Source organism: Rhodoplanes elegans, assembly GCF_016653355.1.
GTDB classification, from domain to species: domain Bacteria; phylum Pseudomonadota; class Alphaproteobacteria; order Rhizobiales; family Xanthobacteraceae; genus Rhodoplanes; species Rhodoplanes elegans.
This window is the reverse complement of the sequence record NZ_NHSK01000069.1, coordinates 17472-43117: the sequence shown is the minus strand read 5'-3', so window position 1 is coordinate 43117 and position 25646 is coordinate 17472. Positions and strand designations below refer to the sequence as shown.

20 protein-coding genes are annotated in these 25646 nt (G+C 69.8%); 11 read left to right on the top strand and 9 right to left on the bottom strand.

Features of this window, described 5'->3' with window-relative positions; translation table 11 throughout:
• Positions 1-46 precede the first annotated feature (46 nt).
• From CCR97_RS07160 to CCR97_RS07150, 3 genes are read left to right on the top strand one after another with little or no spacing between them, the layout of a single operon-like run.
• Positions 47-1078 (top strand): ATP-binding protein, encoded by a 1032-nt coding sequence (locus CCR97_RS07160; protein WP_111359241.1) that lies wholly within the window; start codon positions 47-49, stop codon positions 1076-1078.
• Entirely contained in the window at positions 1075-2838 is a 1764-nt protein-coding gene (locus tag CCR97_RS07155) for an ATP-binding protein (RefSeq protein WP_245429105.1), read from the top strand. The genes CCR97_RS07160 and CCR97_RS07155 overlap by 4 nt, the downstream gene beginning before the upstream one ends.
• On the top strand, positions 2835-4529 hold the full coding sequence (locus tag CCR97_RS07150) for a response regulator (protein ID WP_111359240.1): 1695 nt from the start codon (positions 2835-2837) through the stop codon (positions 4527-4529). The genes CCR97_RS07155 and CCR97_RS07150 overlap by 4 nt, the downstream gene beginning before the upstream one ends.
• Before the next feature lie 639 nt (positions 4530-5168).
• Here the strand turns inward: CCR97_RS07150 and CCR97_RS07145 are convergent.
• The 6 genes from CCR97_RS07145 to CCR97_RS07120 form a co-directional block, all read right to left on the bottom strand.
• Positions 5169-5429, bottom strand: a complete 261-nt coding sequence (locus CCR97_RS07145) for a hypothetical protein (protein ID WP_111359239.1) — start codon at positions 5427-5429, stop codon at positions 5169-5171.
• A gap of 136 nt (positions 5430-5565) precedes the next feature.
• Positions 5566-6342 (bottom strand): 3-ketoacyl-ACP reductase, encoded by a 777-nt coding sequence (locus CCR97_RS07140; RefSeq protein WP_111359238.1) that lies wholly within the window; start codon positions 6340-6342, stop codon positions 5566-5568.
• Between the two features lie 241 nt (positions 6343-6583).
• A complete protein-coding gene (locus CCR97_RS07135; RefSeq protein WP_111359616.1) occupies positions 6584-7954 on the bottom strand; it encodes a glycosyl hydrolase in 1371 nt (456 codons plus the stop codon).
• A gap of 138 nt (positions 7955-8092) precedes the next feature.
• Positions 8093-9196, bottom strand: coding sequence for a sugar kinase (locus CCR97_RS07130; protein WP_111359615.1), 1104 nt, complete (start codon positions 9194-9196; stop codon positions 8093-8095).
• A 34-nt stretch (positions 9197-9230) separates the two neighbouring features.
• On the bottom strand, positions 9231-9902 hold the full coding sequence (locus CCR97_RS07125) for a bifunctional 4-hydroxy-2-oxoglutarate aldolase/2-dehydro-3-deoxy-phosphogluconate aldolase (RefSeq protein ID WP_111359614.1): 672 nt from the start codon (positions 9900-9902) through the stop codon (positions 9231-9233).
• 4 nt (positions 9903-9906) lie between these two features.
• Positions 9907-10047, bottom strand: a complete 141-nt coding sequence (locus tag CCR97_RS07120; RefSeq protein ID WP_170146018.1) for a hypothetical protein — start codon at positions 10045-10047, stop codon at positions 9907-9909.
• Positions 10048-10562: 515 nt separating this feature from the next.
• Here CCR97_RS07120 and CCR97_RS07115 point away from each other — a divergent pair.
• Positions 10563-11480, top strand: coding sequence for a hypothetical protein (locus CCR97_RS07115; protein WP_111359613.1), 918 nt, complete (start codon positions 10563-10565; stop codon positions 11478-11480).
• A 98-nt stretch (positions 11481-11578) separates the two neighbouring features.
• Positions 11579-12568 carry a DMT family transporter gene (locus tag CCR97_RS07110; protein ID WP_201159409.1) on the top strand — a complete coding sequence of 330 codons (990 nt, stop codon included), beginning with the start codon at positions 11579-11581 and terminating at the stop codon, positions 12566-12568.
• Between the two features lie 34 nt (positions 12569-12602).
• On the opposite strand, the gene CCR97_RS07105 is transcribed toward CCR97_RS07110, so the two are convergent.
• Positions 12603-15248: a bifunctional diguanylate cyclase/phosphodiesterase gene (locus CCR97_RS07105; protein ID WP_111356652.1), complete on the bottom strand. Its 2646-nt coding sequence runs from the start codon at positions 15246-15248 to the stop codon at positions 12603-12605.
• 349 nt (positions 15249-15597) lie between these two features.
• Between CCR97_RS07105 and CCR97_RS07100 the strand changes: the two genes are divergently transcribed.
• From CCR97_RS07100 to CCR97_RS07085, 4 genes are all read left to right on the top strand, one after another.
• Positions 15598-16398, top strand: coding sequence for a transporter substrate-binding domain-containing protein (locus CCR97_RS07100; RefSeq protein ID WP_111356653.1), 801 nt, complete (start codon positions 15598-15600; stop codon positions 16396-16398).
• 101 nt (positions 16399-16499) lie between these two features.
• Positions 16500-17162, top strand: coding sequence for an amino acid ABC transporter permease (locus CCR97_RS07095; protein WP_111356654.1), 663 nt, complete (start codon positions 16500-16502; stop codon positions 17160-17162).
• Between the two features lie 10 nt (positions 17163-17172).
• Positions 17173-17826, top strand: coding sequence for an amino acid ABC transporter permease (locus CCR97_RS07090; RefSeq protein WP_111356655.1), 654 nt, complete (start codon positions 17173-17175; stop codon positions 17824-17826).
• Entirely contained in the window at positions 17810-18610 is an 801-nt protein-coding gene (locus CCR97_RS07085; protein ID WP_111356656.1) for an amino acid ABC transporter ATP-binding protein, read from the top strand. Before CCR97_RS07090 ends, CCR97_RS07085 begins: the two co-directional genes overlap by 17 nt.
• A 216-nt stretch (positions 18611-18826) precedes the next feature.
• Here the strand turns inward: CCR97_RS07085 and CCR97_RS07080 are convergent, their stop codons facing one another.
• Entirely contained in the window at positions 18827-20350 is a 1524-nt protein-coding gene (locus tag CCR97_RS07080; RefSeq protein ID WP_111356657.1) for an acetyl-CoA hydrolase/transferase family protein, read from the bottom strand.
• A gap of 396 nt (positions 20351-20746) precedes the next feature.
• Between CCR97_RS07080 and CCR97_RS07075 the strand changes: the two genes are divergently transcribed.
• Together CCR97_RS07075 and CCR97_RS32020 are read left to right on the top strand one after the other, a co-directional pair.
• Entirely contained in the window at positions 20747-21841 is a 1095-nt protein-coding gene (locus CCR97_RS07075; RefSeq protein WP_146618704.1) for a DUF2336 domain-containing protein, read from the top strand.
• A 425-nt stretch (positions 21842-22266) separates the two neighbouring features.
• Positions 22267-23985 (top strand): methyl-accepting chemotaxis protein, encoded by a 1719-nt coding sequence (locus tag CCR97_RS32020; protein ID WP_111356659.1) that lies wholly within the window; start codon positions 22267-22269, stop codon positions 23983-23985.
• Between the two features lie 86 nt (positions 23986-24071).
• Here the strand turns inward: CCR97_RS32020 and CCR97_RS07065 are convergent, their stop codons facing one another.
• On the bottom strand, positions 24072-25604 hold the full coding sequence (locus CCR97_RS07065) for a bifunctional metallophosphatase/5'-nucleotidase (protein ID WP_111356660.1): 1533 nt from the start codon (positions 25602-25604) through the stop codon (positions 24072-24074).
• Between the last annotated feature and the right edge of the window lie 42 nt (positions 25605-25646).

Below are 25646 nucleotides of genomic sequence, written 5' to 3'. Positions count from 1 at the left end.
CGGGTCCGGCGCTGCCGCGCCGCCCCGGAATGACCGGTCAGCCGACATGATCCGGGTTCCCGTCCACGAGCCGAGCCAGGTCTCGGAGGCGCGCCGCACCGCGGCGGAGCGGGCCGAGCAGCACGGCTTCGGCGCCACCGATGTCGGCCGCGTCGCGCTCGCCACCACCGAGCTCGCCACCAACCTGATCAAGCACGCCGGCGGCGGCGACATCCTGGTCGGCGGCTTCGAGGAGCCGGACGGCGCCGGCATCCAGGTGCTGGCGCTCGACAAGGGGCGCGGCATCGCCGACCTCGCCGCCTGCCGGGCCGACGGCTACTCGACCGCCGGCACCAACGGGCACGGGCTGGGGGCGGTGTTCCGCCAGGCCCACACGGTCGAGCTGGTATCGTGGCCGGCGCTCGGCACCGGCCTGATGGCCCGTTTCGAGCCGGGCGCGCCGCCGCAGGCCAACAAGCCGAGCGACGCCACCATCGGCGTCGTCTCGGTGCCGAAGGAGGGCGAGAGCGTCTGCGGCGACGGCTGGAGCGTCGACGACGCCGACGCGGCCCGCACCGTGATGGTGGTGGACGGCCTCGGCCACGGCCCCGACGCGGCGACGGCGGCGACCGAGGCCGTGCGGGTGTTCCAGCGCCACAAGGGACACCGCGTACCGACCCTGCTCGACTACATCCATGGCGGCCTGCGCGGCACCCGCGGCGCGGCCGTGTCGGTCGGCCGGATCGACATCGCCGCCGGCCAGGTCGAGTTCGGCGGCATCGGCAACGTCGCCGGCGCCGTGGTGACGCCGACCGCGATCCGCCGCATGGTGTCGCTGCCCGGCACGGCCGGTCATGTCGCCCGCAAGATCCAGAGCTTCGACTATCCGGCCGAGGACGGGGTCGTGGTGCTGCATTCGGACGGGCTCGCGACGAGCTGGTCGCTCGATCGCTATCCGGGCCTGCTGCGCGCCCATCCGACCCTGATCGCGGCCGTACTGTTCCGCGACTTCTGGCGGCAGCGCGACGACGTGACGGTGCTGGTCGCGCGCGCGACCACGGCGGCGGCCGACGGGGCCGCGGCGGGGAGCGCACCGTGACGAGCTGGCCCATCGTCACCATGGCGATCGTCGCCGAGGCCGACGTGGTCGCGGTGCGCCAGCGCGCCCGCCTGCTCGCCGAGAAGCTCGGCTTCGATCGCCAGGACCAGACCCGCATCGCCACCGCCGTGTCGGAGATCGCCCGCAACGCCTTCGGCTACGGCAAGGGCGGCCGCGCCGAGTTCATCGTCGACAGCGACGACGGCCGGCAGGTCTTCACCATCCGGATCGGCGACCGTGGCCCCGGGATCGCCGATCTCGACGCCGTCCTCGAAGGACGCTGGCGCTCGGCCGAAGGCATGGGCGTCGGCCTCGTCGGCGCGAAGCGGCTGATGGACCGGTTCGACATCGCCTGCCCGGCCGGCGGCGGCACCGTGGTGACGCTCGGCCATCGCCTGCCGACCCGCGCGGCACCCGTGACGGCGGCGCGGCTCGCCGAGATCGTCCGCGATCTCGCGGCGGCCGGCGGCGACGACCCGCTCGCCGCGTTGCGCGAGCAGAACCGCGAGCTGATCGAGACGCTCGACGCCCTGCGCCGGCGCGAGCAGGAGGCGCAGACCCTCGACCGCGAGCTCTCCGACACCAATCGCGGCGTCGTCGCGCTCTATGCCGAGCTCGACGAGCGGGCCGAGCAGCTCCGCCAGGCGAGTGAGCTGAAGTCGCGCTTCCTCTCGCACATGAGCCACGAGTTCCGCACCCCGCTGAACTCGATCCTGGCGCTGTCGCGGCTGCTGCTCGACCGGGTCGACGGCGATCTCGGCCCCGAGCAGGAGAAGCAGGTCGGCTATATCCGCCGCTCCGCCGAAGGACTCCTGGAACTGGTCAACGATCTCCTCGACCTCGCCAAGGTCGAGGCCGGCAAGGTCGAGATCCGCGCCGTGCCGTTCACGGTCGCCGAGCTGTTCGGCGGCCTGCGCGGTGCGCTCAAGCCGCTGCAGACCAATCCGGCCGTCGACCTCTCCTTCGACAGCGGCGCCGGCCTGCCCTCGCTGTTCACCGACGAGGCGAAGGTCACGCAGATCCTCCGCAACCTGATCTCCAACGCGCTGAAGTTCACCGAGGCCGGCGAGGTCGCCGTCTCGGCCGTGCACGACGAGGCGAGCGGCCGGATCGTGTTCTCGGTGCGCGACACCGGCATCGGCATCCCGCCCGAGCACCAGGAGCGCATCTTCGAGGAGTTCAGCCAGATCGACACGCAGATCCAGCGCAAGGTGAAGGGCACCGGCCTCGGGCTTTCGCTGTCGCGCAACCTGGCGGCGCTGCTCGGCGGCGAGCTGTCGGTGGAGAGCGTGGTCGGCCAGGGCTCGGTGTTCCGCCTGTCCATCCCTGCGCGGCTCGGCGAGGTCGGCGAGGGCACCGCGACGACGCGCCGGCGCGTGCTGGTGATCGACGACGACGAGACGTTCCGCTACGTCTTCCGCCAGCTCATCGGCGGCGACCGCTTCGAGGTGATCGAGGCGGCCGATGGCGAGGCGGGCCTGCGCCGCGCCTGCGAGGACGCGCCCGACCTCGTGCTGCTCGACCTGCAGATGCCGCGGATGGACGGCTTCACGACGCTGAACCGGCTGGAGGCCGAGCCGCGCGCCTGCCGGATCCCGGTGGTGGTCTCGACTTCGCTCGCCGTCACGCCCGAGATCGCCGCGCGAATCCGCCCCGGAGTCCCCATCCTGTCGAAGCGCGATCTTTCGCGCGAACGCGTGGCGATGCTTCTGGACGACCTCATCGAGAACAGGCACACCGAGAACAGGCCGATGCCATGACCGACGGCAAGCCCCTGGTCCTCAACGTCGACGACCGCGAGATCGGCCGCTACACCAAGAACCGCGACCTGATGCGGGCCGGCTTCGCCGTAATCGAGGCGGCGAACGGCTCGGACGCGCTGCGGATGGTGGAGGAGCATCGACCGCAGGTCGTGCTGCTCGACGTGCAGCTGCCCGACTTCAGCGGCAGCGGCACCGAGGTGTGCGCCGCCATCAAGACGCGCTGGCCCGAGGTGATGGTGCTGCAGACCTCGGCGACCTTCACGACGTCGGCCGACCGCACCACCGGCCTCGACAGCGGGGCGGATTCCTATCTGGTGCAGCCGGCCGAGCCCGAAGAGCTCGCCGCCGCCATCCGCGCGCTGCTGCGCATCCGCCGCGCCGAGGACGAGCTCCGGCGCGTGAACGAGACGCTGGAGCGCCGCGTCGAGGAGCGCACCCGCGACCTCGAAGACGCGAACGCCCGCCTGCGCCACGAGATCGCCCAGCGCGAGAAGGCGGAAGCCGCGCTCGCGCAGTCGCAGAAGATGGAGATCATCGGCCAGCTCACCGGCGGCGTCGCGCACGACTTCAACAATCTGCTCACCGTCATCATGGGTAATGTCGATATCCTCCAGCGCCACCTGCCGGACGACACGCCCGACCGGCTGCAGCGCGCGCTCGAGAACGCCGCGCGCGGCGCCCGGCGCGCCTCGGCGCTGACCCAGAGCCTGCTCGCCTTCGCGCGCCGCCAGCCGCTCGATCCCAAACCGGTCGACGCCAATGCGCTGGTCGGCGCCATCGTCGAGATGCTCCGCCGCACCTTCGGCGAGCAGATCGCCGTCACGCCGATGCTGGCCGACAGCCTCTGGCGCGTGAACGCCGACCCGAACCAGCTCGAGAGCGCGATCCTCAATCTCGCCGTCAACGCCCGCGACGCCATGCCCAACGGCGGCAGCATCGTGATCGAGACCGCCAATGCCGAACTCGACGACGCGAGCGCGGCGCGCGAGGCCGAGGTGGTGCCGGGCCCCTATGTGGTGATCGCCGTCACCGACACCGGCACCGGCATGACCCGCGACGTGATCGCCCAGGCGTTCGAGCCGTTCTTCACGACCAAGGACATCGGCCACGGCACCGGGCTCGGGCTCTCCCAGGTCTACGGCTTCGTCAAGCAGTCCGGCGGCCATGTGCGCATCCATTCGGAGGTCGGCCACGGCACCACGGTGAAGATCTATCTGCCGCGCCTCGACGAGGCGGATGTCGCCGGCGAGCACGAGCCGACCGCGCATGCGACACCGTCGGGCCATCGGCACGAGACGATCCTGGTGGTGGAGGACGATCCGGACGTGCGCGAGCATTCGGCCGAGATTCTCGGCGAGCTCGGCTATCGGGTGCTGCAGGCGGAGAACGGCCCCTCAGCGCTCGCCGTGCTGGAGCGCGAGGCGGTCACGCTGCTGTTCACGGATCTCGGCCTGCCGGGCGGCATGAACGGCCGCCAGCTCGCCGACGAGGCGGTGCGCCGCCGGCCGGACGTGCGGGTGATCTTCACCACGGGCCATGCGACCAGCGCCATCGTCCACGAGGGCCGACTCGACCCCGGCCTGCATCTGATCGCCAAGCCGTTCACCTATGCGGGCCTCGCCGCCAAGCTGCGCAGCGTGCTCGACCACGGCGCAAGCGTTCCGGCGGGAGGAGCCGCGCCGGGCTGATCGGAGAGGGTGAAAAAAGAACGGAAAACAGAAGAGGGAGCGGCTCCGCCGGCGAAGCCGGGGCCGCATCCCGCCTCACGGCGGCCGTCTGCCGGTACATCCGCGGTCAGACGTCGCGTGAGGGGGACGGACGGCATCCCGCACCGACGAGCGGCGATGGGACCGTCCGGCAACGTGGGTCGGCACGAGCGACACCTTTCGGCGCGCCGATGCATCGAACCGCGGCTGCTGATCAACGATCCCCACCGAAACGAGTTCCGCAAACGTCGGCAGAGCGGCGCGCGACCTCTCGGGTCACGCGATGATCTGCCGGTCCGAAACTCTGCTCGTCAGGCGGAAACCTGCCGGCGCCTCCCGGCGCCGGATCCCGTCTCACGGCCAGAGCCTGCCGGTACATCCGCGGTCAGGCGGCCTGTGAGAACGGGTGCGGCGATCACCTTTCGGCGTGCCGCTTGGACCTCATATGGGGGCTCGAAAGCGAATTCCAAGCCCCCGGCGGTCCGTGAGCAACCGGGCGCACTGCCCGTTACCCAAACGCGACCCTAACGACGCTCGATGACGGTTTTCCGACAACCGTGCGGCGCCGATGCGGCGGCGGGGGGAACGATTGTCGCACCCCCGGGGGCGGGCCGCGGCGTCTCAGTGAAGCCGGGCGGCGAGGCGGGCGATGGTGGCGTCGAACAGCGCGAGCGCCGCGCCGTTGGTGCGCTGCAAACCGGAGAGCGAGGCGGCCCCGCCGGTCGCCACAGTGTCGAGCAGCGCATAGTAGACGCAGTCGCGCGTCAGCCCGCTCGCCTCGCCGGCGAGCGAGCGCACCGCCTCGAACACGCCCGGACAGGTGCCATCCGCGACAAGGCTCCGCGCCTTGTGCAGCGTCTCCAGCACGGTCAGCGTCGTCATGGAAGAATGGCCCCCGGGCCGGTCGTGGTGATCATCGGCGGAGCTGATTAGACGAGTCGACGCCGCGATTCAGTCCGGAGGAGTACGGTTTGGGTTTCGTCGAGACACGCGACGGCGGTGTCGCGCAACCAGCGCCCTACAACCGCGGGATGGTGAGGCCGCCGTCGACGTTGACGACCGTGCCGGTGGAGAAGACCACGGCCGGATTCGCCAGCGCCGAGACGGCGGCGGCGATGTCCTCGGGCCGGCCCCAGCGCTTCGCCGGCACCAGGCCCTGCTCGATCAGTGCGTCGTATTTCGAGGTCACGCCGGCCGTCATGTCGGTCTTGATGATGCCGGGCCGCACCTCGAACACGGCGATCCCCTCGCCGGCGAGCCGCGCCGCGAGGCCTTCGACCACCATGGCGAGGCCGGCCTTCGAGATGCAGTACTCCAGGCGATTGTTGGAGACCATCTCGGCCGAGCAGGACGACACGACGACGATCGCGCGCGGCGTCTCGGACGGCACCTTGCGCATGCGGTTCGCCACCGCTTGGGCGAGGAAGAAGGCGCCGCGCAGATTGACGCCGAGCACATAGTCGAAGTTGTCGGGCGTCGTCTCCAGCACGTCGAGCCGCTGCGGCGGGGCGACGCCGGCGTTCGAGACGAACACGTCGATCGGCCCGAGCGCGGTCTCGACCGCGTCGAGCACGCGGGCATGATCGCCGACGTCCTGCACGTTGCCGGCCACGTAGGTCGCAGCGACGCCGTGAGACTCGAGGGTCTTCACGGCCGCCTGCGCCACGTCGTCGTCTCGCGTGCCCGTGATGGCGACGTCGTAGCCGTCCCGCGCCAGCCCCTCGGCGACGGCGAGGCCGATGCCGCGGCGTCCGCCCGTCACCAGGGCGACGCGACGCTTGGTCTTCTGATTCATGTGATGTCTCCTGATGCCGTTCGGTCGTCATGGTCGGGCGTGTCAGACGACCGCGTGGCCGGACCAGTTGGGCCGTGAGCTGCTGATAACCTCTCCCTGAGGGAGAGGGTCGGTGCGCGCGTCAGCGCGCACCGGGGTGAGGGTTTACGGCGCCAGTTTGAGAGCGCGGCACCCCCTCACCCGGATCTCGCGCGGTGGCGCGAGATCCGACCTCTCCCCGCTGGGGAGAGGTGAAGCAAGATCACCCGAAGAAGGTCAGATACGGGCCGTTCTCGGCGAGGCGCTGCACGTAGAGGGCGACTTCGCGCATGTGATAGTCGCCCCACATGGTCGCCTCGCCGCACGGATTGGCGCGGCCCGGCGGCACGTGATCCCAGCCGTTGGGACGATGATACTGGCTGTGCAGCACCAGCCCCTGATGCTCCGGGTCGATGCTCAGGTAGCGATCGGAGAGCAGCGTGCGCACCACCGTGAGGCCGGCCTGGCGGTAGCGCGCCGCGTCGGCCCGACCGGTCGCCTCGCGCCAGGCGCCGAAGCGCAGCAGGCCCTGCGCCGCGATCGCGGCGGCCGAGGAGTCGACCGGCTCGACGTCGTTCTCGGGCTCGGACTCCTTGTTGTAGATGTCGCCGAGCTTCGCCAGGTCCGGCGCGCCCGTGTCCCAGTACGGGATGCCGTCGGTCGCCGTATGGGCGATGTAGAAGTCGCAGGTCGCCGCCGCTGCCTTCTCCATCATGGCGATCACCTCGGCCTTGCCGCCGAAGGCCTCGACCTCGGCGTCGTCGAGCGTCTCCATGAACTCCAGCAGCTCGGCGTAGCCGGTGATCGCCCAGGAGAGGCCGCGCGTCCAGGTCGAGAAGCCCGAATAACCCTGCTGCGTGCCGACGCAGCGGAACGCCTTGCTCGCGGTGTTGAAGATCGCCTCGTGCGCGGTGCGACCGCGCACGTCGTAGATGTCGCGGCCCTCGCCGTAGAACACGCCGTATTTCGCCGTGGTGCGGGCATGCGCGATCAGGCGGCCGAGCAGCGGGATCACCTGGTCGCCCTCGCCCTTCATCACGTGGCCGAGCTGATGGGCGAGCGCCAGCACGCGCAGGGTGCGCATCGTGTCGATGAATAGCGAGTGCGGGCCGTTGAACGACTGGATGTAGCCGTAGCTGTCGCCGAGCTCGGTCCAGCGGTTGGCCTGCACGGCGCCGGAGCATTTGAGCGCCAGCTCGAAATACTCCATCTGCCACGGGTCCTCGGGGAGGCGTCCCTCGTTCACCAGCCGGCGCAGGTTGCCGTAGGTGGAGACCTGGTTGAAGCCGTGATCGTGCACGCCGAAATGCGTGACGTGCACGGGCATGTCGGAGCAGATGCGGTCGAGGCCGAGCGCCAGGAAGCTCTCGTCGCCAGTGGCGTCGAACTGCAGGATGGCGCTGCCGAACTCGAACCCTTGAGTCCAGTCGGTCCAGCCGCGCGGCTTGTACTGGCCCGCGACCGTGTGGACGGGCGCGCCGGCGGCGCGGTCCATGGTGCGGTCGATGGAGGTGATCTTGCCGGCCGAGAGATCCCACATGCGGCGGATCGCCGGCAGAAGGTCGTTCGGCGTGAGTGCGGTGTCGATCTTCATGAGCGTTCGCCCCCTGTCCGGTCGTTCCGGGGCGCCGCGCAGCGGCGAGCCCGGAACCCATAACCCCGGTCTGTGTGTATGGATTCCGGGTTCGCGGACCTTCGGTCCGCGCCCCGGAATGACGACGAGAGTATCAGATCAGCGGATCACCCGGGCGCCCTTGCCCTTCATGATCGCCTCGACCTCCTTGACGTTGACCATCGAGGTGTCGCCCGGCGTGGTCATGGCGAGCGCGCCGTGGGCGGCGCCGTACTCGACCGCGGCCTGCGGACCCTTGCCCTCGAGGAAGCCGTAGGCGAGGCCCGAGGCGAAGCCGTCGCCGCCGCCGACACGGTCGTAGATCTCGAGATTCTCGCGCATCGGCGCCTCGTAGAACTGCCCGCCGGCCCAGATGATGGCGCCCCAGTCGTTGAAGGTCGCGGTCTTGGCGTTGCGCAGCGTCGTCGCCGCCACCTTGAAGTTCGGATACTGCTTCACGGCGGTGGCGATCATCTTCTTGAAGTTGACGGGATCGATCGCCGAGATGTGCTCGTCGAGCCCCTCCACCTCGAAGCCGAGGCAGGCCGTGAAGTCCTCCTCGTTGCCGAGCATCACGTCGACATACTTGGCGATCTCGCGGTTGATCTTCTGCGCGCCGGCCTTGCCGCCCTGGCTCTTCCACAGCGAGGCGCGGTAGTTGAGGTCGTAGGAGACGATGGTGCCGTATTTCCGCGCCGTCTCGACCGCCTCGATCACGGCCTCCGAGGTGTTGGAGGCGAGCGCCGCGAAGATGCCGCCGGTGTGGAACCAGCGCACGCCCTCCTCGCCGAACAGTTTTTCCCAGTTGATCTCGCCGGGCTTGATCTGCGACGCGGCGGAATGACCGCGATCGGAGCAGCCGAGCGCGGCGCGCACGCCGAATCCCTTCTCGGTGAAGTTGAGGCCGACGCGGGTGTTGCGGCCGATGCCGTCGAACTCGCGCCACAGGATGTGTGAGGTGTCGACTCCGCCCTGCATGATGAAGTCCTCGACCAGCCAGCCGAGGTCGTTCTGCGGCAGCGCCGTGACGACGGTGGCGCGCTTGCCCCAGCACTTGCGCATGGCGCGCGCGACGTTGTACTCGCCGCCGCCTTCCCACACCTGGAAGCTGCGCGCGTTGCGCACCCGGCCGAAGCCGGGATCGAAGCGCAGCATCACCTCGCCGAACGAACAGCAGTCCCACTTCGTCTCGGAGGCGGGCCGGATCTTCAGAATCTCGCTCATGGTCGTCGTCCCGGATTGTCGTTTCAGCGAATGATCACTTGCCGCGGATCGATCGGATCAGCGCGATGGTGTCGCGCACCCGGGTCTCGATGCCCTTGTAGTCCTTCGCCTCGAGCAGCTTCTTGGTGATCAGGTTGGAGCCGATGCCGACGCACACCACGCCGGCCTCGAACCAGGCGCGCAGCGACGTTTCGGAGGCGTCGACGCCGCCGGTCGGCATCAGCCGCGTCCACGGGCACGGCGCCAGCACGGCCTTGACGAAGGCCGGACCGCCGACGATGTCGCCGGGGAAGATCTTCACGATCTCGCAGCCGAGCTCCTCGGCCTGGCTGATCTCGGACATCGTCCCGCAGCCCGGGCTGTAGGGAATCTTGCGCCGGTTGCAGACCTTGGCGACGTCCGGATTGAGCAGCGGGCCGACCACGAACTTGGCGCCGTTGGCGATGTAGATGCCGGCGGTCGGCGCGTCGACGACCGAGCCGACGCCCATGATCACGCTCGGATCGGCCTTGGCGAAGTGACGGGCGACGTCGAGGAACACCTGCGAGGCGAAGTCGCCGCGGTTGGTGAACTCGATGCACTTGGCGCCGCCGTCGGCGCAGGCCTGGATGACGTTCCTGCAGACCTCGACGTCCGGATGGTAGAACACCGGGATCACGCCCTGGTCCATCATCGCCGTCAGGACGGTCATGCGATCGTGTGCCATATCATCAGTCTCCTCGACCGGTGGCGACGGCCGGGGCGGCCGCCGCGCGGGGCCCGCCGTCGATGATCTGCGTGCGTCCCTGCTCCGTCGCGTGCTCCGGCGGCGCGTCGGCGAATCCGACGCGGACGAGCTCGTCGCTGGCCATTGGCATGTCTCGCATGGCGTGAACAGGCGGGCGGGACGAAGGCGAAACCGCCGAAGCCGAAAGCGGCGGCAAGTAACTGTCTAGTTACAAGACCACCGGCGTGCCCCTATCGTCAAGGTCGCGAGCATTTCCGGGAACGCAGACCGGGACCACAGGCCGACATGGCTGCAGGCGCCGAGGTGAGGACGCCGGCGACCCCATCCTCACGGCGTCGATCGAGGATAACCGCAGGTGTGCGGGCGCGCGGAATGCTTGCGCCGAACGAGTTCTGCGACCTCGACGCACAGCAAATTACAGTATTACCGCATGACGAGAGCGCGAATTCCGGCCTAGCCCGAACGACTTGGGCACGAACGCGCATAATTTTCATGTCGCGCCGATCGAGATTGACGATCCTGCGCGACTTGCTTGGTCATTAAGGTTAATGATCGCTAAAATTTTCTTAAAGTTTAATTCAAATTGACGATGATGATGTCTTAACGAATATTAATCCTCACCCGCAAATGGAGAGGGACATGTTCCGCAGCACCGTCCTTGCTGCCGCCGACTCGGCGGCCGGCAACCTCGAATGCGTCTGGACCGCAGGCCCCTCGCCCTTCGACCGGGCCGCGCCGAACCGGACGCCGTTTCCGCAGCCCGCCCGCGCGAAGCGCGCGCCGGCGCCGTCGGCCCGGCCCTCGCCCGAGCCCTCGGCCGAGGCCCTGCTGCGCGCCTTCAACACCTGGGCGTTCAAGCGCGAGCAGCCCGAGAACCCGCATCTGCTGCTGCAGGTGGCCGCCACGGCGGTCGGCCACGCCGAGCCGCTGCGCTTCGTGATGTACTGGGGCAAGGGACCGCGCTGCAGCCTCGGTCCGGAGGACGTCGAGTGCCTCGACTATGTCGGGAGCATGATGGCGCGGGTGCGCGACGCGCATCGGCCGGGCGCCGCCGTGACGTTGATCCTCACCGACACCCATGCCCGCCACAACGGCCATCCGGAGGAGAGCATCGACGCCTACTTCGGTGCGATCGCCGGCGAGGCGGCGCGACGCGGCTTCCAGACCTGCCGCCTGTCCCGCGTGGTCGCCGATGCCGGCGACGCGGCGGTGCCGGCCGATCTCGACGCGCCGGTCGCCCCCGACGTGCTGGACAGCCTCGCCGCCAGTGCCGGCAAGTGGTACCGCGGCGAAGGCTCGGCCGAGGACGGCGCGCTTGCCTACTACCGCATGAACATGGTGGAGAAGCGCGCCGTCGAGCTCGCCTTCCCGGGCGCGATCTTCGTCACCTTCAACGGCAGCAAGCTGCGCTGCCTGTTCCCGGCCCGGATGCCGATCTTCTACATGTACTCGCTGCGCCGGGGCTTCAGCGTCAAGCCGTGGTTCCTGCCCGCCGACCAGGAGCTGTGCGGGCCGGACGCCTGCCGCTGCCGCGGCGGCGAGACCATGCCGGACTGATGGCGCCGGCGCCGCGCCCACGCCACGCCCGGACCGGCCGAGCGACCAAACCGGCCGACGCCGCGCGCCGGCCGGAGCCGCCCCACGAGGATCCCACGATGACCGCCTCCGCTCTCCCGGCGACCGCCGCCGTGGCCGCCCCGGCCGCGGCGCCGCGGCGCGTCGACAACGTGCCGCTCGGCATCCTCTTCATGGTCGGCTCGACCGTGATGTTCGCGGTGTCGAGCGCGCTCGCCAAGTGGCTGGTGGCGCTCTACCCGGTCGGCGAGGTGATGGCGTTCCGCTCGATCTCCTCGCTCCTCGTCTGCTCGCTGTTCGTGCTGCCGTTCACCGGCCTCTCGGTGTTCGCCACCAGGAAGCCCGGCCAGCACGTCGCGCGCGGCGTTTCGCAGGCGATCTCGCAGACCCTGACGGTGCTCGCCGTGTCGATGATGCCGATCGCCGGCGCCATCGCGATCGGCTTCTCGGCGCCCTTGTGGGCAGCGCTGATCTCGGTGCTGTGGCTCGGCGAGCGGGCCGGCGTGGCGCGCTGGACGGCGCTACTGGTCGGCTTCGCCGGGGTGTTGATCGTCACCGAGCCGGGCGCCGACTCGCTCTCCCTCGGCGCCCTCTTCGCCCTCGGCAACGCGGTGATGTACGGCAGCGTCACGGTGGCGGTGCGCGGCATGACCAAGACGGAATCACCCAACACGCTGCTGATGTGGCAGCTCCTCGTCATGTCGGTCTGCCACGCCGGCCTCCTGGTGTTCGGCTTCCGCATGCCGACCCTGTTCGACGCGGGCCTGCTGGTCGGCATGGGCGTGGCGAACACGATCCAGCAGTATTGCTGGACGCGGGCCCTGTCGCTCGGCCCGACCGCGGCGGTCTCGCCCTTCTATTACATGAGCCTCGTCTGGGCGATGCTGCTCGGCTTCCTGGTGTGGAACGACCAGCCGACCCTGGCGCTGCTCGCAGGCTCCGCCGTCGTCGTCGCCTCCGGACTGTTCCTGCTGTGGCACGAGGCGCGGGCCAAGCGCGCCGCACTGGCCGACGCACGCGGGGCGGCGATCCCGAAGGCCAGCGTTCCGGCCGTGCCGGCGGGCCGCTGAGCGGCCGCCGCGACGGCGCGCGGCCGCGATCGGATCAGGCGACGAAGCGGCGCTTCGGCCAGTCGGCGAGCAGGCCGACGATCTCGTCGATCGGCAAGGCGCGGCTGAACAGATAGCCCTGCGCCTCGTCGCAGCCGAGCGCGGCGAGCACCTCCTGCTGGTGCGGCGTCTCGACGCCCTCGGCCGTCGTGGTCATGCCCAGCGCCCGCGCCATTTGGACGACCGCCTGGACGATCGCCATCCGGTCGGAGCCGTCGTCGAGATCCATCACGAAGCTACGGTCGATCTTGATCTTGTCGAACGGGAAGCTGCGCAGATAGCTGAGCGACGAGTAGCCGGTGCCGAAATCGTCCATGGCGATGCGGATGCCGGCCTGCTTGAGGCGACGCAGCGTCCGCAGCGTCTTCTCGCTGTCGTCCAGGAACACCCGCTCGGTGATCTCGAGCTCGAGCCGGGCCGGGGCGAGGCCGGTCGCCGCGAGCGTGCGCTCGACCATGTCCACGAGGTTCGGGGCGGAGAGCTGCACGGGCGACAGGTTGACGGCGATCTTGACGCGCTCGGGCCAGCGCACCGCCTGCCGGCACGCCTCGGCGAGCGCCCACTCGCCGAGCGGCAGGATCAGGCCGGAGTCCTCGGCGACCGGGATGAACACGTTGGGCGGCACCATGCCGTTGTCGGGATGGCGCCAGCGGGTGAGCGCCTCGAAGCCCGTGATGGCGCCGCTCTTCAGGTCGACGAGCGGCTGGTAGTGCAGCTCGAGCCGGTCGCGGGCGATCGCCTCGCGCAAGTCCATCTCGACATGGCGGCGGTCGCTGACCTCCTTGTTCATGGAGGGATGGTAGAACTTGTGGGTGCCCCGGCACTCGGCCTTGACGGCGTAGAGGGCGAGGTCGGCCGCCATCAGCAGGTCGTCGGCGCCGTGCCCGTCCTGCGGTCCGACCGCGATTCCGATGCTGACGCTCGGGCAGATGTGGTGGCCGTCGATGTCGCAGGGCTTGGCGATGGTCTCGACCAGCCGGTCGGCGAGCGCCTCGAGCGCGTCGCGGGACTCGACCGGCGAGACGACCACGGCGAACTCGTCGCCGCCGAGGCGGGCGAGCACGTCGGTGTCGCGGATCGCGCCGCGCAGGCGGCGGGCCGACTCCTGGAGCAGCCGGTCGCCGATCCGGTGGCCGAGCGTGTCGTTGATCACCTTGAAGCGGTCGAGATCGAGGAACAGCACCGCGTGGTCCGGCACCGGCACGCCGTCGCCGCCGGTGCTGCCGCGGCCCACCTGCTCCAGCGCGGAATGGAAGACGCGGCGATTGGGCAGCCCGGTGAGGGGATCCTCGGCGGCGAGGCGCGCGACCCGCGCCTCCGCCTGCCAGCGCTGGGTGATGTCGGTCAGCGTGTGGATGAAGGTGCCGTCGTCGAGATGGGCGGTGCGCAGCTCCAGCACGGTCCCGTCCGGCAGGATGCGCTCGCACACGGTGACGCGGCGCTGGCCCGCCGTCGGCGCCTGATCGGCGCTGCCGCGCGCCGGCAGCAGGACGTCGCGCAGCTTGCCGCGGCGGGTGGTCCGCTCGGCGAGCTCGTCGAGCCGCGGGGGGTGCTCGGAGCATTCGGGCGGCAGGTCGAGGAGCTCGGCGCAGCGCCGGTTGATCACCGGGATCTCGTGGCTCCGGGTGACCAGCATGATGCCCTGGCTCATGTGCTCGAGGGTGAGCCGGAGCTGCTCGCTCTTCTGCACGGCGCGCGCCTCGGAGCGCAGGATGCGGTTGACGGCGACGAGGATCAGCACCGTGAGCAGGAGACCGACCGTGACGTGGAGCTGCAGGGTGGAGATCGCGCTCTTGTAGATGTCCGCCTTGTCGACGCCGACGCTCACCCACAGCGGGTGTCCCCTCACCTTGCGGATGGTGACGAGCCGCGGGCCGTCCGACTCGGGATCGATCATGTCGAAGGTCGTGTTCGTTCCGGCCGCGATGGCGTCGTGGACCCGGGTGCCGCGCAGGTCGGTGCCGAGGCCGAGGCCACCGGACCGGCCGCCGCTCGAACGGACGACGCCGTCGCTGCCGATCAGCGAGATCGAGGCCGACGGGCCCAGATCGATCTTGTCGTAGAACTGGGTCAGGTGGGCGGGATCGAGCGAGGCCACCACGACGCCGGCGAAGCTGCCGTCGGTGTTGAGGAAGCGCCGGGTGAACTGGACCGACCACTTGCCGCTGATCCGGCCGACCAGCGGCCTCGAGATGAACAGCACGTCGTCGGGGCTGTCGACATGGATCCGGTAGTGCTCGCGGTCCGACAGATCGGTCGGCGGCGCCGGCTGCGGGCCGGCGTTGGAGGCCCGCATGATGCCCTTGGCGTCGATGATCGCGACCTGGACGATGATCTCGCTGAGGACGTCGGTGGTGGCGACGATGGTGTGGAAGTCGGTCGAATCCTTGCGGGTCTCGATGCTGCGGCGCATGTAGAGGAGCGCCTTGTCGATCTCGCCGATCGAGCGCAGCACGTTCTCCTCGAACACCATGGCGAAGTTCTGGTTGGTGCGCTCCGCCTCGCGCTCGTCGGCCCGCACGCCCTCGTAGTATTTCCAGGCGATGCCGGCCCACAGCATCGCGATGATGACGACGCCGAGAATCGCCGAGCTCCGCCGCTCGGCGATCAGCTTCGGCAACTGGAGGATCGGCAGCGTCATCGGACTGGTTTTGGGTGTCTTAACAATGCGCCCCGATCTTTTTCTGTCGCCGTTTCTTTCGGCTTAACAGTCCGGGGCACGTTCGAGTCTTAGATAATTTGGACTTAAGCCCCGGGCTATCGCGGGGCTGGCGTCATTAGACCTATCCTACTGATCATCCTGCACAATTTGAAACCCGCAAAAGCCGCTCGGCAGCGCCTCGAGACGGTTGGACGGCCCGCTTCCGTGCCGCCCCGCAGGCCCGATGTCCGGCCGGATCATGGCCCGAGGATTGCTTCTGCAGCGGCACCCCCGAGCAGCAACCCCCGCGCTCCTTCCGTCGTTCCACGAGACCAAGGATCCTCGCCCGATGCACTCGAAGCTTTCGAAGCGCAGCCTCGTCGTCGCCGTCGGCCTCGCCGCCCTGGCGCTCCCGTTCGGCGCGGCCCATGCGCAGACCGCGCTCGACGACGTCCTGAAGGCCAAGACCGTCAGGATCGGCGTTCCGACCGATTATCCACCCTACGGCTTCGTCGGGCCGACCCTCGCGCCCATGGGCCTCGACATCGACATCGCCAACCTGATCGCTGCCAAGCTGGGCGTGAAGGCCGAGCTCGTGCCGGTGGTCAGCGCCAACCGCATTCCCTACCTGCAGACCAAGAAGATCGACCTGATCGTCTCGACGCTCGGGCGCAACGAGGAACGGGCCAAGATCATCGATTTCAGCCACGCCTACGCGCCCTTCTACCAGGGCGTCTTCGCCCTCAAGGCGACCGAGATCAAATCTTTCGCCGATCTCGCCGGCAAAACCGTGGCGGTCGCCCGCGGCGCCATGGAGGACGAGATGCTGGCCCAGGTGGCGCCGCCGACCACCATCGTGAAGCGGTTCGAGGACCAGGCCGCCACCACGGCCGCCTTCGCCTCCGGCCAGACCCAGGTGATCGCCACCAGCGTCTCGAACATCGGCGTGCTCAGCCAGAAGAACCCGAATCTCGGCGTCGAGTACAAGCTCCTGCTGCGCGACAGCCCGTGCTTCGTCGGCGTCGGCAAGGGCGAGGACGCGCTGCGCGGCAAGGTCAACGCGATCATTTTGGCCGCCAAGGCGGACGGCACGCTGGAGACGCTGTCGCAGAAATGGCTGAAGCGCGGCACCGGCGACCTGCCGCTGTGACCCGCGTGCCGTGATCCACGCCCGGGACGGCGCGCCGCGACCGCGGCCGCCGCTCCGGCCTTCCCGCTCCGGCCTTCCCGCTCCGCCATCCGGATGAAGCCATGCGCGTCGCGCTCGACTTCTGGCCCGTCCTCGTCCAATGGCCGCTCCTTCTGGAAGGCGCGGCCTGGACGCTCGGGCTCACCACCGTCGCCGCCCTGCTCGGCTCGGCGATCGGCATCGCCTGCGCCTGGGCCCGGCTTTCCGGTCCCCTGGGGTTGCGCATCCCGGTCGCCGCATATGTCGAGCTGATCCGCAACACGCCGTTCATCGTGCAGCTCTTCTTCATCTTCTTCGGGCTGCCGGCGGCGGGCGTGAAGCTGACGCCGCTCACGGCTTCGGTGCTCGCCATGACCATCAATCTCGGCGCCTACGCGACCGAGATCGTCCGGGCCGGCATCCAGGCGACGCCGCGCGGCCAGATCGAAGCGGCCGAGAGCCTAGCGCTGAACCGGCTCCAGGTGTTCCTGCACATCGTGCTGCCGCCGGCGCTGCGCCGCGTCTGGCCGGCGCTGACCAGCCAGATCATCATCGTGATGCTCGGCTCGGCCGTGTGCGGCCAGATCTCGATGGAGGAGCTGAGCCACGCCGCCAACCTGATCCAGAGCCGCAACTTCCGCGCCTTCGAAGCCTACATCCTGGCGACGCTCGTCTATCTCGGCCTCGCCGTGATGGTCCGGCGACTGTTGTCCTGGGCCGGCCCGCGCTTCGTCTTCGGCCGCTGAGGAGAGACCCGTGGTCGAGTTCACCCTCTGGGACATCCTGCGCAACCTGCTGCTCGCGGCGCGCTGGACCGTGGTGCTGTCGCTGATCGCCTTCGTCGGCGGCGGCGTCGTCGGGCTCGCGCTTCTGGTGCTGCGGCTCGGCCGCAACCGGCTCGTCGAGGTGGCAATCGCCGCCTATGTGCAGCTCTTCCAGGGCACCCCGCTCTTGATGCAGCTCTTTCTGCTGTATTTCGGCATCGCGCTGTTCGGCATCGAGACCTCGCCCTGGGTGGCGGCCTGCGCCGCGCTGACCCTCTATGCGTCGGCCTATCTGACCGAGATCTGGCGCGGCTGCGTCGAGGCGATCCCGCGCGGCCAGTGGGAGGCTTCGGCGAGCCTCGCGCTCGGCTTCGGCCAGCAGCTCGTCCATGTCGTGCTGCCGCAGGCGCTGCGCATCGCCGTGCCGCCGACGGTCGGCTTCCTGGTGCAGGTCGTCAAGGGAACCGCGCTCGCCTCGGTGATCGGCTTCGTCGAGCTCACCAAGGCGGGCGGAATGATCGCCAACGTCACCTACGAGCCGCTGCTGGTCTACGGCTGCGTGGCGCTGATCTATTTCGCGCTGTGCTTCCCGATCAGCCTGTGCGCCGGCTCGCTCGAAAGGAAGCTCCATGCCGGCCGTCACTGACACTCCCGCCGAAGACGCCGCCCTCGCCACCCCGCACACCGAAGTCGGCGCCCCGATCGTCCGCATCACGGCGCTGCGCAAATCGTTCGGCGCCCACGAGGTGCTCAAGGGCATCGACCTCGACGTGATGCGCGGCGAGGTCGTCGCGGTCATCGGCAAGAGCGGCTCCGGCAAGAGCACCCTGCTCCGCTGCATCAACGGGCTCGAGGTGTTCCAGGAAGGCTCGCTCACGGTCGACGGCAAGCCGCTGCTGCACGACAGCGCCCAGGCGATGCGCGAGCTGCGCCAGCGCGTCGGCATGATCTTCCAGAGCTTCAACCTGTTCCCGCACCTCACCGTCGGCGGCAACGTGATGCTGGCGCCGCGGCTGGTGAAGAAGCGCAAGCCCGTCGAGAACGAGGCGCGCGCCCGGGCGCTGCTCGCCCGCGTCGGGCTCGCGGAGAAGTTCGACGCGATGCCGGATCAGCTCTCCGGCGGCCAGCAGCAGCGCGTCGCCATCGCCCGGGCGCTCGCCATGGATCCGGCCGTGATGCTGTGCGACGAGATCACCAGCGCGCTCGACCCGGAGCTGGTCGGCGAGGTGCTGCGCGTCGTCGAAAGCCTCGCCGACGAGGGAATGACGCTGCTGATGGTGACCCACGAGATGGGCTTCGCGCGAAAGGTCGCCGACCGGGTGATCTTCATGCATCAGGGCCGCGTGCACGAATCCGGCCCGCCCGACGCCATCTTCGGCGCCCCGCAGACGGCGGAGCTGAAGCAGTTCCTGTCGTCGCTGCACGAGTGAGGGCGGCGCACGATCGCATCGATCGACCCTCATGGTGAGGAGCGGCCGAAAGGCCGCGTCTCGAACCATGAGGCCGCAAGCGGAGGCCGCCCTCGCACTTCGAGACGGCCGCTGCGCGGCCTCCTCAGTGTGAGGGCGGAGGAGTATTCGGGTCGCGGGGCGACGCACCGGTGCGCCGCCCCGTGTGTTCCTAAAAGCTGATCGTCTCGCGACGCCCTACTCCGCCGCGCGGCTCGCCTGCTGGGCCTTCCACTCGGGCAGGAAGCGGAACGCCTCGTCGAGCAGATGCGGCGTGTGGCGGCCGGGCGATTCTTCCAGCGCGCGGGTGAAGTACTCGCGCAGCGCCGGCTTGTAGTCCGGATGCGCGCAGTTCTCGATGATCACCTTGGCGCGCTGCTTGGGCGACAGGCCGCGCAGATCGGCGAGCCCCTGCTCGGTGACGACCACGTGGACGTCGTGCTCGGTGTGGTCGACATGCGTGACCATCGGGACGATGCACGAGATCGCGCCGTTCTTGGCGGTCGACGGCGTCATGAAGATCGACAGGAAGGCGTTGCGGGCGAAGTCGCCCGAGCCGCCGATGCCGTTCATGATCGCGGTGCCGCCGATGTGGGTCGAGTTGACGTTGCCGTAGATGTCGGCCTCGATCAGCCCGTTCATGGCGATGATGCCGAGCCGCCGGATCACCTCCGGATGGTTGGAGATCTCCTGCGGGCGCAGGATGACGCTCTTCTTCATCTCCTGGGCGTCGTTGTTGAAGGCGAGCGCGGCGTCGGGGCTGAGCGACACGGCGGTCGCCGAGGCGAACCGCATCTTGCCGGCCTTGATCAGGTCGAGCATGCCGTCCTGCAGCACCTCGGTGTACGCCGTCAGGTCCTCGAACGGTCCCTCGATCAGGCCGCCCAGCACGGCGTTGGCGACATTGCCGACGCCGGACTGCAGCGGCAGCATGTTGCGCGGCAGGCGGCCGCGCCGCACCTCGTGGGCGAGGAAGTCGAGGATGTGGCCGGCGATCAGCTTCGAGTTGGCGTCGGGCGGCGTGAACGGGCTGTTGCGGTCGCGGCTGTCGGTCTCGACCACGGCGACGATCTTGCTCGGGTCGATCGTGTAGTAGCGGTCGCCGATGCGGTCGCCCGGATTGTTGATCGGCACCGGACGGCGGTCCGGCGGACGGCGGGTCCCGTAGTAGATGTCGTGCATGCCGTCGAGGCCGGCATTGACCCACGAGTTCACCTCGAGGATCACCTTGTCGGCCTGGTCGAGCCACGTCTTGTTGTTGCCGATCGAGTTGGCCGGCAGAAGCCGGCCGTCCTCCAGCACCGCCGCGACCTCGACCACGGCCACGTCGAGGTGTCCGAGGAAGCCGAACCAGGCGTACTGGGCGACGTGGGAGAGATGGATGTCGGTGTACTCCATCTCTCCGGAGTTGATCTGCTTGCGGCAGTTCGGATCGGACTGGTAGGGCAGCCGCATCGCGAAGCCGTTGACCTTGGCGAGGGCGCCGTCGAGCTCGGGCGCCGTCGAGGCGCCGGTCCACACGCCGATCCGGAACGGCTCGCCGCGAGCGTGCGCCGCGTCGATGCGGTTCGCCAGCGCGAGCGGCACGGCCTTTGGGTAGCCGGCGCCCGTGAAGCCGCTCATGCCCACGTTCGCGCCGGGCGTGATGAGCGCTGCGGCCTCGTCAGCCGACATGATCTTCGAGCGGAGGGCGGGATTCAGAATACGGGCGGCGTTGGACATGACGTTCCGTTCGTCGTTGGGGGTTCACGGTTCTTCATTCAGCCGCCGCCGACTTATACGCGCCCTCCTGGCTCAACCATCCGACGAACAACTTACTGGTGCCGTTCGAATATCTCCCATGCGCCGGCCGCGCGCGATCATGGGTGGAACTACGTTCGCGGCTCGCGTCCCGGCAGGTCCGCCGCCGCGAAACTGATCACGATGCCCGCTCTCGCCGCAGTTCGGCGGCGATGCCTTCGAATGCGCGTTAACGGATGCTCAAATCACGTCCAGTACCATCACGTGTGATCTGGCCTCCGGGAGGAGCGGAACGCCGTCGCGGCGTCGCGCCCGCCGGAGCGCGTCGCCGCGCACCCGGCCGGGTTGCGCGCATTCGTCGAAAGGCGTGTGGACAACATGGCCGAGTCGTCGCGCCTGATCGACGAGCTGGACGAAACCCTGACGACCGGCACGGCGGCCGACCGGGCCCGGCTCCTGCTGCGGGTCACGGATCTGTTTCTCGACGGCGCCGTGCAGTACACGAACGAGCAGGTCGCGGTGTTCGACGACGTGCTCGGCCGCCTCCTGGTCGACATCGAGGAGAGCGCCAAGCGCGAGCTCGCCCGCCGGCTCGCCGGCGCGGCGGTATCGCCGCCCCGGGTCGCCCGCAGCCTGGCCCTCGACGCGGCGCCGGCCGTCGCCGCCCCGATGCTGATCCACGCCGACAGCCTCGACGAGGCCGACCTCGTCGCCTGCGCCCGCGCCGGCAGCCAGGTGCATCTCCTGGCGATCACCAAGCGCCCCGTGGTGAGCGAGCCGATCACCGACGTGCTGGTGACGCGCGGCAGCGACATGGTGGTGCGCAGCGTCGCCGACAACGCCGGCTCGCGGTTCTCAGAGGAAGGATTCGAGGCGCTGGTGGAGCGCGCCGACGGCGACGACGTGCTGGCGACCCGGGTCGGCCGACGGTCCGATCTGCCGCGGCACCATTTCGTCCGGCTGCTGGCGAAGGCGTCCGACGCAGTGCGGACCCAGCTCCAGGACGGCCACGCCGAGCCGCCCGGCGACATCCGCAGCATCGTGGCGCGCGTCACCCACGCGATCGCGGCCCGCACGGCCGCCGAATCGACCGACTACGCGGCGGCTACCGCCGAGGTCGCGGCGCTCGAGAAGGCCGGAGGCCTGACCGAGACGGCTGTCCGGCGCTTCGCCAACGCCGGCAAGTTCGAGCACACGACGGCGGCACTGGCGCGCCTCGCCGACCTGCCGCTGCCCACCGTCGAGCGCATCCTGCTGCAGAACCGCGCCGAGTCGCTCCTGTTCATGGCGAAGGCCCTCGGCTTCGGCTGGACCACCACCCGCAGCATCCTGCAGATGCGGCACGGCGACGATGCCGGCCCTGGCGGGCACGACCAGGACCTCGATCTCCTGAAGTCGAGCTTCGACCGCATCAAGCGGGCGACCGCCGAGCAGGTCCTCGACTTCCAGCGGACCCGTCACGACCACGCCTGACGACCGGCCGCTCCGGCCGCGGTCCGGCCCCGGAGCCCGCAAGCGGCGTCGTCGGAGCGGCCGGCGCTCCCGGCGCGCGCAGGCGCGCGAGGCGCGCCGCGTCCTGCCTGCGCCCCCAACCGAGATACCAGACAGCGGCGGCCAGGATCGCCCCGTCGACGACCCAGTGGAACAGCCCAATCGGCCAAGTCTCCATTCGTTCCTCCCGATCCCGACCCTTGCCCTGCCCGAACCGTCTATACTGCCGATCCCCCGTGACACCGGTACAATTCGGAAGCTCTCGCAAGACGAGGCTAGAAATCGACCTTATGACATAACCGACCTCGCTTCTGCTTATAGGATATCATTATACAGTTATTTACCTCGTGGCATTGTTTTCATGCAACGCTCCGTCGATCACCGGCCACTGACCTCGGAGCTGCGCCGTGTCCGCCCTGCTGTCGCGCATTCGCATCCTCACCAAGATCATCGGCCTGATCGGCCTGCTCGCGATCGCCGCGGCCGCCGTCGTGGTGGTCGCCGTCGACGCCATGTCGGAGCTGCGGAACGCCGCACGAGCGACCGACGTCGCCGGCGACAAGGCGGTGCTGGGCTCGCGCCTCAACACCGCGTTCACGGCGATCGGACGGGCCGAGGCGATGCTGGTCGCCGACCCGCGCCCGGCCGTGATCAAGGACGCGACCGAGCAGCTCCGCGCCGAGTGGAAGCTCGTCGACGAGCGCATCGCCCTGCTGGCCCGGATGGCGGCGAGCGACGACGACCGGCGCTATCTCGCCGAGCAGGGACCGCTCATCGAGACGCTGCGGCGCGCCTCGGCCGCCCTCGTCGGCTTCGCCGGGACGCTCGGCGCGACGGTGACGGCGGAGCAGCACACCGAGCTGCTGGCGCTGGCGGCGAAGAGCCGCGATGCGCAGGGCCACGCCCGCAACCGCACCCGGGTCTATTTCGGCGAGTTGGAGAAGCTGAAGCTGCGCCTCTCGGAGGCCGCGCAGGCGACCTACACGGCGGGTACCCGGACCATTCTCGGGATCGCCGGCGCCGGCATCGGCGCCGCCCTGGTGCTCGGATTTCTCGCCGCCCGCTTCGGCATCGTGAAGCCGATCCTCGACATGACGGCGGCCATGACGGCGCTGGCGCGCGGCGTGCTGACCACGACCGTCCCGGGCATCGGCCGCGGCGACGAGATCGGCACCATGGCGAAGGCCGTGCAGGTGTTCAAGGACAACGCGCTGGAGAACGAGCGGCTGAAGCAGGAGCAACAGGCGGCGAGCGAAGCGGCCGACCGCTCGCGGCGGGCCGCCGTGCTCGATATGGCCCGCAATGTCGAGCGCCAGTCGCTCGACGCGATCGAAGGCATCGGCCAGGTGTCGCGCAGCGTCGGCGGCACGGCCGCCGGCATGGCGAACCGGGCCGTCGCAGTCGGCGAGGCGGCGCGCGGCGTCTCGAGCTTCGCCGATCAGGCCAAGACGACGGCCGAGGCGGTCGCGGCCGCGGCCGAGGAGCTGTCCTCCTCGGTGCAGGAGATCACCGACCAGATCGCCCGCACGGGCGCCGCGACCCGCGACGCCGTCGCGGCCGGCGCCGACGCGCAGGCGAAGATCCGCTCGCTGTCGGAGGCGGTCGCCCGCATCTCGGAGGTGTCGCACGTGATCAGCGACGTCGCCGAGCAGACCAACCTGCTCGCCCTCAACGCGACGATCGAGGCGGCGCGCGCCGGCGAGGCCGGCAAGGGCTTCGCCGTGGTCGCCTCCGAGGTCAAGACGCTGGCCGGCCAGACGGCGCGCTCGACCGACGACATCAACCGCCACGTCCAGGACATCCGCGCCGCGACCGAGGCGGCCGTCAAGGCCGTCGAGGAGATCGGCGAGCGCATCCGCGGCGTCGACGGCATCACGGGCGCGGTCGCCGCAGCCGCGGAGGAGCAGGGCGCGGCGACCCGCGAGATCGCCCGCAGCATCCAGCAGACCAACGAGGCCGCCCACGCGGTCGCCACCCGCATCGCCCAGGTGTCGAGCGATGCCGACCAGGTCGGCCGCGCCTCGGTCGAGGTGCGCGAGGCGGTGGCCGGCATGACCCGCGAGATCGACGCCCTGCACGGGCGCATCGCGACGCTGGTGAGGTCCGCCCAGCCCGAGGCGGCGTGACCGTTCCGCCCTTCCCCTCTCCCCTCGCGGGAGAGGGGAAAAGTGGCAATTGACGGCACCGCTTCGTGCCCGGCGCTCCCGCCTGATCACTTCAGCCTGATACGCCCCTCGACGCCGGTCGTCACGGTGCCGAGGCGGCGCAGATGGACCATCACCTCGTTGGCGAGCAGCGGCGAGTCGTCGGTCGGCAGGAGGTGCTTGGCGTCGCGCACCATGGCGTAGCCGTCGCCGCCGCGGGCGATGAAGTCGTTGACGGCGACCGTGTAGGTGCGCCGCGGGTCGAGCGGCTTGCCATCGACCAGGATCGACATCACACGGCTGCCGACCGGCTTCGAGACGTCCGCCTCGATCGTGAGCCCGGACACCTGGGGGAAGCGTCCGGAGGCGTCGGGCAGCTTGGCGAGGCCATGCTCGATCGCCTCGCGCAGCTCGGTGCCGCCGATCTCGACCGGCACGACGCGGTTGGAGAACGGCAGCTCGGCCAGCACGTCGCGGCGCGTTACCGCGCTGCCGGCCGGATACACCCGGCCGGACCGGATGCCGCCACCGTTGAGGATCGCCGCGTCGGTCTTCATGGTGGTGCGCACCGCATCGGCGAAGACGTTGCCGATCGCCGCCTCGCGGGTCCGCACCGTCGCGCTGCGCGCGTCCCACTCGACCGCCGTGGTGGCGAGCGGCACGTTCATTTCGGCGGCGAGTTCGGCCTGGAAACCCTTCACGGCGGCGGCGACCTGCGGATCGGGCGTCACGGTCGCGGTGTCGACGATGCGGAACTGCGGCCACCACGCCATCGCGCGCCGACCTTCGGACGTGGTCGTCACCGTCACGTCGACGTCGACGGCCGTCACGTAAAGCGCCTCGTAGCTCGACTCGACCAGCGCGGCGTTCTGGTCGTAGCTGATGAACAGATCGTGGTTGTGGCCGCCGAGCACGAGGTCGACGACGCCGGTCGCCAGCATGGCGCGCTGCTGGTCGCGATCGGCGTGGACGACGGCGACGACGAAGTCGGCACCGTCACGGCGCAGCGCCGCCGCCTGCTCCTTCAGCGTGTCGACCGAGTCGCGAAACACGAGGTCCTCGGGGTTCGAGGCGCGCGGCGTGTCGTCGTAGGTGAGCCCGACGAGACCGATCTTCACCCCGTCGACCGTGACGATCCGGCGGTCCTGGAATCCCGGCACCGTCGCGTCGCCGGGGGCGCGCAGATTGGCGGCGTAGAGCGGGAAGCGCGCCTCGCCCATGCGCTTCAGGAACACCGCCTTGCCGAAGTCGAACTCGTGATTGCCGGGCACGAAGATGTCGGGCGCCACCATGTTGGTGAGGGTGACGATGTGGGCGCCCTGGTCGAGCCCCGACATCAGCGAGGGCGACAGCGTGTCGCCCGCATGGGCGACGATGACGGTTCCGCCGCCGGCCGCCGCCTTGGAGCGCTCCGCCTTCACCACCGCGGCGAGGCGGGCGAAGCCGCCCCGCGTCTTGCCGTCCTGCATCTGCTGGTCGGCCATCTCGTAGATGTCGTTGACCAGCACGAAGGTGACTTTCGCGGCGTGCGCGGGCCACGCGGCGAGAAGCAGCGCGACGAGAGCGAGAATGCGGGACGAGAGGCGGGCAGGCAGGATCATGGACGGCTCCCGGTGGCGCCGCCCGGCCCGGGCCGGACGTGC